At 48.2% G+C, this 13,125-nt stretch carries 15 protein-coding genes; 9 read left to right on the top strand and 6 right to left on the bottom strand.

Translation table 11 applies throughout. The features are described from left to right. Nucleotides 1–38: 38 nt before the first annotated feature. The gene (locus CWB98_RS22595) at nt 39–788 is read right to left on the bottom strand and encodes an SDR family oxidoreductase (RefSeq protein WP_138546856.1); all 750 of its coding nucleotides are present in this window, start codon (nt 786–788) and stop codon (nt 39–41) included. A 598-nt stretch (nt 789–1,386) separates the two neighbouring features. Between CWB98_RS22595 and CWB98_RS22600 the strand changes: the two genes are divergently transcribed. Further along, complete coding sequence (locus tag CWB98_RS22600; protein ID WP_138546857.1) at nt 1,387–1,782, top strand: rhodanese-like domain-containing protein; 396 nt, start codon at nt 1,387–1,389, stop codon at nt 1,780–1,782. Between the two features lie 55 nt (nt 1,783–1,837). Here the strand turns inward: CWB98_RS22600 and CWB98_RS22605 are convergent, their stop codons facing one another. Further along, entirely contained in the window at nt 1,838–2,881 is a 1,044-nt protein-coding gene (locus CWB98_RS22605) for an alkene reductase (protein WP_138546858.1), read from the bottom strand. 127 nt (nt 2,882–3,008) lie between these two features. On the opposite strand from CWB98_RS22605, the gene CWB98_RS22610 reads away from it, so the two are divergent. The 3 genes from CWB98_RS22610 to CWB98_RS22620 all read left to right on the top strand — a co-directional run bounded on the left by CWB98_RS22610 (nt 3,009) and on the right by CWB98_RS22620 (nt 5,492). Next, nucleotides 3,009–3,590, top strand: a complete 582-nt coding sequence (locus CWB98_RS22610) for a TetR/AcrR family transcriptional regulator (RefSeq protein ID WP_138546889.1) — start codon at nt 3,009–3,011, stop codon at nt 3,588–3,590. 141 nt (nt 3,591–3,731) lie between these two features. Then, on the top strand, nt 3,732–4,421 hold the full coding sequence (locus CWB98_RS22615) for a DUF4336 domain-containing protein (RefSeq protein WP_138546859.1): 690 nt from the start codon (nt 3,732–3,734) through the stop codon (nt 4,419–4,421). A gap of 162 nt (nt 4,422–4,583) precedes the next feature. Further along, nucleotides 4,584–5,492 carry a winged helix-turn-helix domain-containing protein gene (locus CWB98_RS22620; RefSeq protein WP_138546860.1) on the top strand — a complete coding sequence of 303 codons (909 nt, stop codon included), beginning with the start codon at nt 4,584–4,586 and terminating at the stop codon, nt 5,490–5,492. Nucleotides 5,493–5,699: 207 nt separating this feature from the next. Here the strand turns inward: CWB98_RS22620 and CWB98_RS22625 are convergent, their stop codons facing one another. Together CWB98_RS22625 and CWB98_RS22630 are read right to left on the bottom strand one after the other, a co-directional pair. Next, nucleotides 5,700–6,518, bottom strand: a complete 819-nt coding sequence (locus CWB98_RS22625) for a methyltransferase domain-containing protein (RefSeq protein WP_138546861.1) — start codon at nt 6,516–6,518, stop codon at nt 5,700–5,702. 7 nt (nt 6,519–6,525) lie between these two features. Next, a complete protein-coding gene (locus tag CWB98_RS22630) occupies nt 6,526–7,281 on the bottom strand; it encodes a Nif3-like dinuclear metal center hexameric protein (protein ID WP_138546890.1) in 756 nt (251 codons plus the stop codon). 233 nt (nt 7,282–7,514) lie between these two features. Here CWB98_RS22630 and CWB98_RS22635 point away from each other — a divergent pair, with 233 nt between their 5' ends. From CWB98_RS22635 to CWB98_RS24675, 4 genes are all read left to right on the top strand, one after another. Further along, complete coding sequence (locus CWB98_RS22635) at nt 7,515–7,982, top strand: VOC family protein (protein WP_138546862.1); 468 nt, start codon at nt 7,515–7,517, stop codon at nt 7,980–7,982. Between the two features lie 99 nt (nt 7,983–8,081). Continuing rightward, nucleotides 8,082–8,243 carry a hypothetical protein gene (locus CWB98_RS24055; protein WP_171045412.1) on the top strand — a complete coding sequence of 54 codons (162 nt, stop codon included), beginning with the start codon at nt 8,082–8,084 and terminating at the stop codon, nt 8,241–8,243. A gap of 165 nt (nt 8,244–8,408) precedes the next feature. Beyond that, on the top strand, nt 8,409–9,302 hold the full coding sequence (locus CWB98_RS22640) for a CHAD domain-containing protein (RefSeq protein ID WP_171045728.1): 894 nt from the start codon (nt 8,409–8,411) through the stop codon (nt 9,300–9,302). Between the two features lie 168 nt (nt 9,303–9,470). Then, nucleotides 9,471–10,127 carry a calcium-binding protein gene (locus CWB98_RS24675; protein ID WP_138546864.1) on the top strand — a complete coding sequence of 219 codons (657 nt, stop codon included), beginning with the start codon at nt 9,471–9,473 and terminating at the stop codon, nt 10,125–10,127. Between the two features lie 66 nt (nt 10,128–10,193). Here the strand turns inward: CWB98_RS24675 and CWB98_RS22650 are convergent, their stop codons facing one another. Further along, complete coding sequence (locus tag CWB98_RS22650; RefSeq protein ID WP_138546865.1) at nt 10,194–10,898, bottom strand: XRE family transcriptional regulator; 705 nt, start codon at nt 10,896–10,898, stop codon at nt 10,194–10,196. Nucleotides 10,899–11,176: 278 nt separating this feature from the next. Here CWB98_RS22650 and CWB98_RS22655 point away from each other — a divergent pair, with 278 nt between their 5' ends. Beyond that, on the top strand, nt 11,177–11,527 hold the full coding sequence (locus CWB98_RS22655) for a helix-turn-helix domain-containing protein (protein ID WP_249364748.1): 351 nt from the start codon (nt 11,177–11,179) through the stop codon (nt 11,525–11,527). Between the two features lie 74 nt (nt 11,528–11,601). Here CWB98_RS22655 and CWB98_RS22660 read toward each other — a convergent pair whose 3' ends face one another. Next, entirely contained in the window at nt 11,602–12,741 is a 1,140-nt protein-coding gene (locus CWB98_RS22660; RefSeq protein WP_138546866.1) for a S8 family serine peptidase, read from the bottom strand. Nucleotides 12,742–13,125 lie beyond the last annotated feature (384 nt).

A 13,125-nucleotide genomic window follows, 5' to 3' on the forward strand; every position in this document is an offset into this window, starting at 1 on the left:
GTACTTCAGAGCGTAGGCTCAATCCTGATATACGCCGCTTAGTTCATATAAAGTCCGCCGTTAATCGCCAGCGTTTCACCTGTGATATAGCCTGCCTGATCAGACGCCAGATAAGCGACCGACTGAGCCACTTCACGTGGCGTGGCTAAGCGCTGCATCGGCACTTGTGCCTTGATGCTTTCAAGCACATCTTCACGCATTTTTTCGACCATAGGTGTTGCTGTATAGCCAGGGGCAACCACGTTTACGGTCACGCCTGCGCGGGCGCCTTCGTAAGCCAGTGCTTTGCTAAATCCGATCATACCGGCCTTAGCAGCAGAATAGTTCGCCTGACCAAACTGACCCTTTTGGCCGTTTACGCTCGAAATGTTGATGATGCGACCTGATTTGTTACTACACATGTGTGCAAAAACCGGGTGGGTCATGTTGAACATGGAATTGAAGTTAGTGTCGATGACTTCCTGCCACTGCGCCAGGGTCATCTTTTTGAATGAGGTATCCCGTGTGATGCCTGCATTGTTGACCAGAATATCGATGCGACCAAATTGATCAATAACATCATCGAGCTGCTGCTGGCAGGCCTGATGATCAGTAACATCCAAAAAGATGCCATGCACAGCTGCCGGGTTGATCGCATGCTCATTGAGCCAGGCATCAATATCCGCTGAGGTACGACGCGGGCTGGCAACAGCCACAACAAAACAGTTTGCATTTACCAGCTCTTTGACGATAGCTGAACCGATGCCACCCAGTGCACCAGTGACGACTGCGATTTTTTTGCTTTCCATATTGCTCTTCCGAACTTAAGGCGGCTCAACTATCGCACTTCTAAGCCACGTTTCCGGTTGTTTTTACACTAACCGAAAGGTTTACGAACTGGCGTTATTGTCATTCGTCATTGTGACGAATTAATAACCGATATATTTAATTCTCAAGACAAATTTGCACCTGTTTATTCGTCGTTATTAGCGCGTGCCCTCAAGAGGTCCAATATTCTTCATCATCAAGCTTGATAAAAAATATAGCAAAATAGAGTAAAAGCTCAAGTTTTTGGTTGCTGTTCCTTTTTCCATATAACCGGAGCGAACACTCTCACCCAAATACTAGTAATAGATGTAAACTCTGATACTGAGTATTAGACTATAGCCGTAGTTGTCTGACCAATGAGCCAGATCAAATAAATAAGTAATTGTAAAATAAATGGTAAGTTTTCAAAGTGAAAAATTGACAAGTTGAGCTACGTTTCTGGTATAGGGAAGCACTTTGCTTAAGGGAGTTTTATTCTGTGCTATTGGCTCTTTGAGGGTAAAATATTCTTGAAGTGGGCGTATCGTTACTTTACTCTGCTTGCGGTTAGCAGAAAGTCTAACAGACAGAAGGTGTTATATGATTAAGCAAGGTTTATTTTTGTTGTTTGGTCTGGTGAGTCTGGTCGCTCAGGCTGCCACAGAGATCATCAGTCAACAGGCGTTATTACGCAATCAGATGTCGGCTCAGCCCCATGTCATTGTGGATGTCAGAAGCGAAAAAGAGTTTCTGGCCGGGCACCTTAAAGGCGCGATTAACATTCCTTTTGATCAGATCAATCAGCACCAGTCTTTGCTGGAGAGACTAAAACCCCAGACGCTGGTGGTTTATTGTCGCTCGGGACGCCGGGCAGCTATTTTTGAGCAAGCACTGACGGAGCAAGGGTTCAGCCTGCTGCACCTTAGTGGCGATTATCTTAGCTGGCAGGCCGAGCAACTTCCGGTGATAGCACCGACAGAGCCTGTCGGGCAGTAGTGCTCACCAGAGAAAGCGTGCGGGTGTCTTTCACCCGCAGCGAATTTAGAGGGTATTACACCAGGGTTGTCAGCATCTCGTCGGAGTAAGGGGTCAGCGCGTGACCTTGTCTGACTTTTTCCACATAGTCCGGGTTGGCAATGAAAGGCCTGCCAATCGCCAGCAAATCAAAGCGATCGTCACGTAGCGCCTGCTCGCCGGTTTGTGGAGTAAAGCCGCCTACGCCGACCAGGGTTTTACTGTAATTTGCTCTGACATAGTCCGAGACACGGCCACCCAGAAATTCGAACTCCATAGCGTCGTCAAAAATACCGATATGCACATAGGCCAGTGTGCGCTGCTCCAGTTGTGCCAGCAAATAGTCAAAGACCGGTTTATCGCGTGGATCGGCCTGCATATTAAAATAGGCACCCGGTGTCAGCCTTACAGCTGTTCGTTCAGCACCAATGCGTTCACTGATGGCGTCGATAACCTCCAGCGCAAAGCGACTCATGTTTTGCGGCGTTTCACCATACTCATCGGTGCGCTTATTGCTGTCATGGTGCAAAAATTGGTCAATCAGGTAACCATTGGCGGCATGAAGCTCAATACCATCAAAACCAGCATCAATGGCATTGCTGGCTGCCTGTGCATAATCTGCGACGAGTACCGAGATCTCTTCAACCGTGGCTGGCGTGGGAGTGATATAACTCAAATCGCGCATGCGTGGCACTGTACCTTCTACTTTTTCTGCACTGGGAGCCAACACTTTGTCACCGTCAAAGAAGTGCGGGTGCGCAACCCGGCCGGTATGCCATAGCTGGGCAAATATTTTGCCGCCATTGGCGTGAACGGCATCCGTCACTTTGCGCCATCCAGTGATTTGCTCAGGCGTAAACAGGCCCGGTGTATTTGGGTAGCCTTGCCCGTCAGGTCGAATAATTGTGGCTTCAGATATGATTAAACCAGCCTCTGAGCGACGCGCATAATATTGCGCCATGGCGTCGGTCGGCACCAACTGATCATCAGCCATACAGCGGGTGAGTGGTGCCATTAGAATGCGGTTTTTCAGCGAAATTTGCTCATTTAATGCATAAGTTTCAAACAGTTTGCTCGTCATAGTAGGACCCGGTTAGTTTTTGAATGCTTATTCAAGATATGATCATTTGAACAAGCGTTCAAGTATATTTTGAACATTTATTCAAAAATGAGTAAAATGCACTATGCCTGAACAGGAGAATAATGAAATGCGCAGTGCAGAATTTGACAGAGAGCAGGTGCTCAGGGCCGCGATGACGGCATTTATGGAAAAAGGGTATGCGAAAACCAGTATGCAAGATCTCAAAGCTGCAACGGGCTTGCATCCTGGATCTATTTACTGCGCGTTTCAGAATAAGCGTGGTCTGTTGCTGGCGGCTCTGGAGCAGTACAACCGGGATCGTGGTGATGAATTACAGGCGCTGTTTTCACAATTCTCATCTGCCAGAGCAGGGCTGGCAGCCTACCTGACTCATGTCGTGGATGAATGTGTGAGCTGTGATCCTCAAAAGCTGTGCCTGACGCAAAAAGCGCTGAACGAGCTGGCTGAGCAGGATACGGAGGCTCAGGCTATTCTCAGTGAGCAGTGTGCTATGTGGCGTAATGCTCTGTGTGCAGTGTTTGAGCGTATTGCTGATCAAGGTGAACTGACAGGCGCACGCACGCCTTTGGACAGAGCACGGAGCCTGATTGTCAGTATTTACGGATTACGCACTTTCGCTCATACCCACCCTGAGCCTCAGATTATGCGTGATCTGGGAGCACAGATACTTAAAGACGTTTGCCAGTAAACTAAAGTGTACGTACCAGCTTGGTTGGCTTTGTGGCGAATTGGATAAATTATCAGCAAGTATGTTAGTCTCAAATCTCATTACTTTTTCTTACTATTAAGGAATTAGCTAAGGGGAAGTTAGACCCCCAGGGAGATGAACATGAGACAGCTGGACGACAATATTTGGATCTTCGATGGTGAAGCTGTGTCTTTTTTCACCATGCCTTTCACTACCCGAATGACGATAGTACGTTTACCTTGTGGTGGATTGTGGGTACACAGTCCAATCCGCCTGACACCAGAGCTGCGTGAGCAGGTTGATTCGCTTGGGCCCGTGACCTATCTGATTGCACCCAATCACCTCCACCATCTATTTATGGCGCCGTGGCAGGAGGCTTACCCGGAAGCGCAAACCTTTGGTACGCAGGAGGTCAAAGACAAGTGTGAGGCACTCAACTTTGATGAGATTCTTGACAATGACCAACATTATCCCTGGGATAAAACTCTGAAAACGCTGCTTTTTACGGGCTCTCCGGCGATGGAAGAAGCGGTGTTCTATCATCCACAAAGTGGCACTTTACTGGTCACCGACTTGATTGAAAACTTTGATCCCCAGAGCCTGAACACCTTCCAGCGCTTTGTGGCAAAAGGCGCGGGTGTGGTCGCACCTGAAGGCCAGACACCGCTGGACTGGCGACTGAGCTTTATTTTCCATCACGACACAGCTCGGGTGCATTTGCACAAGATGTTAAGCTGGGCACCGAAGCGGTTGGTGATGGCACATGGCCTCATCATCGAGGAAGACGCGGTCGCCTTTTTGCAGCGTGCATTTGACTGGTTGGATGAATGAATAAACTTAATTATTTGATTTTATTATTTATAAATTAAAAATTCGAAACAAAGCATTGCGCCAGTAAGACCAAAGTTGATAAGTATTCAAGTGTTTGTATCTGGTATGTGAATAAAAAATCCGCTACGCTGGTGCGATAATAACAAGAATATTGTCAGAATTATGGAATTTCAATTCGCCAACGCGCGTTTGAATATTGCGTCGCAGTGCGTCATCATCAATGAGCGGTCAACCCAGCTGGATGACCGCGCCTTTTTGCTTCTCAACTATCTGTTACAGCGTCGGCCTCAGGTGTGTTCGCATGCCGAGTTGGTCAAATTACTGTGGCCAAATACGGTGGTCTCAGATTGGTCACTGCCTAAACTGGTTTCCGATCTGCGCAGCCAGTTAAACCGAGCTGGGCTGCAACAAAACTGCATCGTTACCGTGCGTGGTCAGGGTTATCGTTTTGCACCTGCCATTGAGGTCACAGAGTATCAGGCTGCCGGCTCCTTAGTGGGTGCGGCGGGCAGCCCTGTCACCTCCTCGATGACGCCTCAGCCAATGCAAATAATGTCTGTGCGGGAGAATAACACCTTGCCAGCCCGATACTGGTTACCGGTACTGATGATCGCCTGTCTGTGCTTCGTTGGCCTGATGACGCATAGCACTGAACAGGCGCCGACCTTGCGCCATGGTGAGCCTGAGGATGCTATCGGGCGAATACTCTGGGTGGACGACAACCCTCAGAATAATCTGCAGGAAAAGCGCTACTTTGAGCGTCACCATATTGGTGTCTATCCCGTGAAAACCACTGACGAAGCCTTGTTGCTGTTACAAATGTATGAGTACAACTTGATTATTTCTGATATGGGCAGGGCGCAGGAGCCTTTGGCAGGGTTGAAATTGTTACAACAGCTCAGAGCGACTGGCAATCAAACACCGTATTATTTCTACACGCTGATTGACAGCCAGGAGATGCTGGAGGTGATCGAAAGCAGTGGCGGGCAGGGGGTTGCGACTAAGCGGCCACAGCTATATGGTAAAATATTGTCTCACTTTGCTACAAAAAATATAGATTTAAGTGATTGAAAATAATGCTTTTCAAAATGATTCAAAGGACAGGGGATGACTTTTCCGCTGTGCTGTGCCACGGTTAAATCGTTGCTCTCCCGACCTTTGGCATTGACATACATCCGCTGAGCAATGTGGCTGTATGACAGCAGGATTAAAGACCTGAACACATGTCTCGGCCCTGGCACTGGATTATAGGTGCCAGGGTCTTTTTTATGGCTCTTTTTACCTTGAAGTTGTTTGGCGGTGTTGCATCATTAAGTGTGTATACCTGCCAAGTGAGGCATATGGCTCTTGCTGATTGTATTTGAGTTCCAGTGCCAGTAGTGCGTCAAACTCATTTTTGGCTTTTTCTGGTTCCCGCAAATAATCATGAAAGCAACGTACGCCCGACTGACTCAATTTTTTCAGGGGTAAAGCACTGAGCCAACTGTTTACATCGTCCGGCTCCAGTGGTCGATTAGGGCTTAAGCCAACTTTCTGCTTGACCTGCAAACCGTTAAGCACATAATCAAAATTGCCATACACCATGTTGGCCATGCGCTGAGCTGCTCGATTGTAATACATTAATGACAGATAGCCCTCAGTGGTTAACCTGTCTGACAACAGCTTTAACGCCTGTTGTTGTTCAGTTAGCCATTCCAGCACTGCATGGCACAGTACCAAATCAAACTGACCCAGGTTCAGATCCGGCAGTCCCTGTAGTGGTGCATGGATCAGGGTAATGCGGTCACTGACCTCCAGGGCGTCGGCTTGTGTTCGCGCTTGAGCCAGCATCTCCTTTGAGATATCTATCAGTGTGACGTGGTGGCCCTGTTGTGCCAAAAACATTGACAGCTGGCCCTGACCGCCACCAACATCAAGCACTGTTTTTTCGCAGTCGGCACCCAGCCAGGACACATGTTGGGTGAGGTCTCTTTGGAGTACAGCCTCTCTCAATTTTCCCTTTGATGTGCCATAGATGTTGTTTTTAAATTTACCCGTTAACTCACTGAAATTACGGTCTTCATTTCTATTGAGGGTACGTTGTATGTGTTTGGCCATGCTGCTGTCATACCGGGTTGTCGATATCGACAAATTCGACGTCCAGATCGAACTGTGCTGCCAGATATTCCCCCAAAGCTTTGGCACCGTAGCGTTCGGTAGCATGGTGTCCTGCAGCGAAGAAGTGGATCTGTTGCTCATTTGAAGAGTGGATGGTTTGTTCCGACGCCTCTCCTGTCAGATACGCATCGATCCCCTGACTTGCCGCCAGATCAATAAAGCTCTGCCCACCCCCTGTGCACCAGGCAATGGTCTTGATCAGGTGGTCACCTGCCTGATTGAGTAGCGGCTTACGGCCCAGTTTTTGTTCAATCAAAGCAGCAAAATCTGTCGCAGCCATGGGCTCGCTTAACTTGCCTTTTACTGCCACGCTGTTGTTGTTCCAGGGCTCCAATGGACGTTCAACAGTCAGGCCTAGCAGTTTACCCAGTTGTGCATTGTTGCCCACTTCAGGGTGGACATCCAGCGGCAGATGGTAGGCCAACAGGTTTATGTCGTGTGCCAGTAAGCTTTGCAGGCGGCGCTTTTTCATACCGGTTACGGTCTGGTCTTCGCCTTTCCAGAAGTAGCCATGGTGCACCAGTATGGCATCGGCTTGCCTGTCAATCGCTGCGTCAATAAGCGCCTGACTGGCTGTGACACCTGTGATCACCTTGCGGATCTCAGTTTTGCCCTCGACTTGTAAGCCGTTTGGGCAATAGTCTTTGATTTGAAAAGGCTTTAGATATTCATTGAGGTGATTTACCAGCTTTTTACGTTGCATCATGCTCTCACTGTCGGACATCAAAAAGACTTAGTTTAGCGTTTTTTACAGTGACGAAAAAGCGCTAACCAAAATTCGCTGGCATCGCTTTGGTGCCTGGCACTCGACATTTGACCGAACTGAACTAGCTTTAAGGGATGCAAATGCCTGACGGGCAGTACCACTTTAAGGGAGGGCATGTATCTATGCCGTTGTTAAGGTTGGCGCTGCCTGCAATCTGTGAGGAAATCACCATGACAGTATCAGCGATACCCGATGGCTACCATGCCCTGACGCCTTATCTAATCACCGAAAATGCCGCACAAGCAATTGAGTTCTATCGCAAGGCTTTTTCGGCCGAGCTGGTTATGCAGCTGCCCATGCCAGACGGTGGTGTGGCACATGCAGAGCTGAAAATTGGCGATTCTCACTTGATGTTATCTGATATGTGCCCCGGTATGCACTTTAAGAGTCCGCAGCAGTTGGGCGGGACACCAGTCAGTCTGATGCTGTATGTGCCCGATGTTGATAGCACATTTGCTCAGGCTATTGCCGCGGGGGCAACCGAGCTTCGCCCTGTCGTTGACCAGTTTTATGGTGACAGAGCCGGGACACTGCAAGACCCGTTTGGTCATGTCTGGACAATTGGTACGCACCTTGAAGACTTAAGCGAGGATGAAATTATGACGAGAATGTCGGAATGGATGACGGACGATTCTTAATCAAAGTAAAATAATTGTTGATTTATTGTTTTTGGAATGGCAGGTTATTCTTGTTGATTTATTCAACTATCATAAAAAATTCAACTCAAGGAAAAGAAAATGAAACTTCAAATCAAGAAAACGTCATTAAAACGTCTGGCAGAGTCACAGCAGCTTGCTAATCAACAGACCCCTAATGTAGCAGGCGGTGCACCTTATACCTATCGTTGTCGCCCTGCTGAATCAGAAACTGGCAACCGTTTCTGGGAGTGCATGTGCTAACGTCAGCTGTATAGTGCACTTAACTCTGAGCCTGCAATGTCAGGCTCTTACCGACCCTACCAACTCACAAACATACTCTACTGAATACGCTATACTTATCCTATCCTGCGTATGAGTTGGCTGCCTGAATACTGCAAGCCAGCCTCTGTTATTTGGATAAGCGATATGAATTTATCACCCGTGCCGGCAAGTTCACTTAGGTTCAACCCAGACAAGGGAAAGCCCCTGCATGTTTTTACTGACGCATTGTTAGGGTGCCTTGCAATTGCTGAGCAAAACCGGCGTGTGTTTTTATGTAGTCATGACCCTGAAGCGGTGCACCAGTATCGTATTGCCTTACGACAAGCCCGGTCGCTTATCAAAGTGCATAGTGACTGGCTGACTAAACCCGTTCGTCACCAGCTCACTCTTTGTATAAAGCAATTGGCGAGACCGACGGATAATCCCAGAGACTTTCAGGTTCTGGGTGAACAGATAGCCCGTATGCCTGTGACTGAGCGTTTTTGTCCTACTTTGGCATCCGCCTTGAATGAAGTGAGCCGCGAGGTAAATCGGCTGCGTTATTCGCAATGTGTGCGACTGCGCCGATACTGGCATAGCCGCGACTATCAACATCAGTTTGCTGCAGCCCAGACACAAATCAAGGAAGTCCACTTCTCGATAAAACGCAAGACGTATCGCAGCACATTGCACCAGATCGCTGTCAGACAATTGAATAAACTTAAGAAACGGATTAAGCATTTACCTGAGCTTGACCTGATACACCAACATCGTGTCCGTATCCGAGTGAAAGTGCTGCGATATGTGGTTTCTCTTTATCGTCCCTGGCTCAGGCGCATCAAACTTAAGCCACTACGTAAAAGCCAAAAAAGTCTAGGTAAGTTGCACGATCTTGAAACCCATAGCCAGCTACTGCAGAGCTATTTAACCCGAAAACACAAGACAACGGCCAACTATTCACTCTGCGCACTTGGCGTCGGTGCGTTAATACAACAATGGGCAGGTCATTATGAGCGGACGTTAACAAGCTTGTCTGCACAGAAGCTGACTTATCGGTGATGAGTCGCTCCTTATATTTCAGGTGGTCGGCAACAGGCATGGTGTAAAACTAGGTTTAGCCAGTAATCTGCATATTTCGTACACACTGTCTGGCTACAGTGAAAGTAGTGATTGAACGAGTTTGGTGTTTAGCTGCATCAGAAGTGAAGCCTGCTAGGAGATAGGGATATGATTGAGCGATTTGTAACAATGTGCTTGGCAGCGTTAAGCTTTGGTTTTGTAAGCAACGCGGCTGCATCAGACGGTGTGTGTACCGGTCTGAGCGGCGGCGCCGTGGTTGAGTTAAAACGTATGTCACTGCGCACCGCTAAATCTGCAAATCATATCGTCGTGTTAAATATCATTGGTACTGAAGCGGCTGAAACTTATCGCCTCACAGCGGATGGGCGGCGCATCAAAATCATGCGGGCAACCTCTGATAATGCCAGCTGTGCGTTTATTTATGCCAGTCAGGTTGAGCAAATTCACGTATACCTGAAAGCGGGGGACGATAGCTTCGATGGTCGTACCATGACGAACGAACTGCATGTGTGGGCGGGTGAGGGTGATGATGAGGTAATGGGAGGTCGAGGTAAAGACAGGCTCTTTGGTGGCCCCGGGAACGATGAACTGAGAGGCTTTTCAGGTCGTGATAAGCTCGTTGGTGGTATCGGTAATGATGTTCTGATCGGTGGTGATGATAAAGATGTGCTTGAAGGCAGAGATGGGGACGATATTCTGGCCGGTGGTACGGGTTATGACATACTCAATGGTGGCAGCGGGCGCAATCAGCTCTTTCAGGGAGACATAGTAACCAGTGCAAAAGAGCAGGGGGCCCAGTACTGAGCGCCCGTACCTTAACAAGCCTAGTAACGCTGCCTGTGAATATATGGGCTGTTAAAAAATCCGCTTTTAAGCCAGATCTTTGCCAATCCACACCACTTTGCCAATGATTTCTAACTGTTCCAGCTCATCAGCGCGCACCACCTGTTCGACGTATTCTTTATTGTCACTGATCAATCTGACTGAGCCATCCAGATACTGTTGTAGCCGCTTTGCATATAACTCTTCACCGAGCCTGACTACATAGATCAGGCCTTCGCTGAGTTTCTTGTCACTCAAGTCAACCAAAATGGTGTTGTTGTTGTGAATGGTGGGCTCCATCGAGTCACCTTTTGCAAAAACCACTGCCAGCTCACTCTTATCGAGGTTTTTATAGTCTATCCACTTCTTTCTGAATGCGAGGTGGCGGGCAACCTGAGCGTTGTCATTGAAGGCGCCGTGGCCGGTACTGACGGATACATGATAGCCAGGTACTAACACAAAGGCTTCGTTAAATTCATCCAGTTTAACCAGAGGCTGAGTGATGATGGGTGATTGCGGGCAATCTGTGGTTGTTTCACCCTGAATAAGCCACATCAGATCGACATTCGCAACCTGAGCAATGCGTGCAACAATACTGAGCTTGGGATCCTCTCCTTTCAATATGCGTCGTAAAGTTCCTTCAGAAATATCAATTTTTGACGCGAAGGCGCGAATGCTATGAGGCTTAATTGCATATTCAACGCGTTCTGCAAATGCTGAGATGTCAGCTTCGGTATTAGGTTGTTTTTCCATTGTTTGATACCACGCCTTTGGATGTCCCATTTTTAAGCAATACGGCATTATAGGAACTTGTCTGGTAAAAGGCAATTCAAATTTTTACGCAAATTTTTGAATTTTACGCATTGATCTGCGTAATTAATTGCACTATCATCTTTCATAAATTACGCATTGGCGGTGTTCTAAGGATTCAGTCCGCGTTAACGGCCTTTGCTGATAGTAGATAATGACCCAGTTGCATTGATTTGCACTGGGCACATGACAAGATTGCGTAAAAAAGTAAGGAAGTGGATATGACCAGTACAGCAACCTGCAAGATCCCAACAGAAACAGTGATCAACCCGTTTGCCATGGGAGGGTCCATGCCGTCGCAGCACGCAGACAATGCCGAGCAGTTTGATCTTTTAAGAGCGCCGCGCGGTGCCCAGCTATTAAAGTATGCCCGCAAATTAAGGGGTTATACTCAGGCCGAATCAGCTGCGAGTTATGGTATCGAGGAGCGCACCTTAAGGCGCTGGGAGAACAATGAGTTTAACCCAAGGTGGAATGACGTCATTTCCTTGCTGGAGGATGTCTACTTTATGGATATCATGCAGGCGATTGCGGGTGTGCGGTCGATGCAAGCGCAGGGAAGAATGGTTTAACACGGTTAATGATTGATGCTGCCCACAGGGTGTTGGCAGCAGATCAGTGCAGAGACCGAACCACTGCCAGTCACTTATAAGTGTACTATGCTGTCGGCATTGCCATCCGGATCACCGGATGCGCGGCCATCTGTTCTGGGGTTGCCATTGCTCATCATGAGCACGGCACACGCAGCGGGTGATGCCATCGAGGTACCTGACATCGTGGTTGTGCCTCCGCCACTACGCGTTGATAAAATGCTGACACCCGGTGCGGCGTAATCCACTGGTGGGTTACCGTAGTTTGAAAAGCTCGCGAAGCGATCATTGGCATCTATGGCTGAGATAGTATAAACACGCGGGTGTGATGCACTGGCAGGTGAGACATTGCTGGCATGCTGGCTTTCGTTGCCCGCCGCAATCACAAAGAAAGCGCCTGATTGCTGGGCTGCACTTTCAACAGCATCGTTCAGTTCCTGATTGAAGCCGCCACCAAGGCTCATATTGACACAGTCGCCGGGTGATGCGTTGGCTGCGACATGATCGATACCGGCTAAGACACCGGACCAACTGCCAGAACCCCGGGAGTCGAGCACCTTGACTGGTACGACGGTAGCGCCTGCTGCGACCCCGACAACATCAATCCCATTGTCTAGCGCTGCAATGGTGCCAGCAACGTGGGTGCCGTGACCATTACCATCGTCAACGCCGGCATTCTTGCCTTTACTAAATGCGCTGAACCCCCGACTGCTGTCCACATTGAGGTCGTCATGGTCAACATCAATACCTGTGTCTATGACCCAGGCTGTATAGTTACTGCCATCGATAGGGCCACCCACTCGGCTCACACTCCATGGAATGGTTTGGCCTTGCGAACCACCACCTGGCTTTCCGAGTTTTTTTGCCGGGCTGGCATACACGGCGCCGTCTGGGGTAAAGCGCATTGTGGCAGACTCAGCGGCAAATGTTGCACGTGCCTGCTCGCAGCTCATATTGACCGCCATGCCTTTCATTGCATGTTTATAAATGTGTTTCGCCTGAGCGTTTGCACGGGCCAGCAATCCTCTGGCCTTACCCTCAACGTCCAGCTTTTCTGTTTTATCGTCGAATCTGACGATACAGGTATTGTTGATAGCCAGCTGAGCGGCTGCTCCCTGATAATCGGGTTCAGACGCCGATACAGCGGCACTAGATAGGGCACTTACAATCGATATGCAAATTAAAGAATGTTTCATTCGTTTTTCCTGTTGTCATAAAGGTAATTGTTTTTATTTGGTTAACTCTGTGTGTCGAGTTGTTTTAAAAGTTAGGTTTAAATGAACAAAAGTCAAACGGATTGAATAAAAAATCTCATCTGGTCTGATATGTGGTATATATCATTCTAAGTATTAGTGTTTATGGAGGTGATTATGCTTTCTTTTACAGTCCCTAATTTAGCTTCGATTTTTAAACATTGACACAGGGTGGAGGTAGCTGCCGTGGATGATACGTCGGTTTATAACCCAATTATGAATAAACCTGCGTAAGTTATTGCGCGTTTAGTGTCAGTGTCTATCGGACAAGCTATCAGGCACGTTTTCTCGATTTCAGCGCGACGCTTTGTTGCGTAAATTCGTGAA

Origin of the sequence: Pseudoalteromonas rubra (genome assembly GCF_005887115.1) — a bacterium.
Lineage (GTDB): Bacteria > Pseudomonadota > Gammaproteobacteria > Enterobacterales > Alteromonadaceae > Pseudoalteromonas > Pseudoalteromonas rubra_F.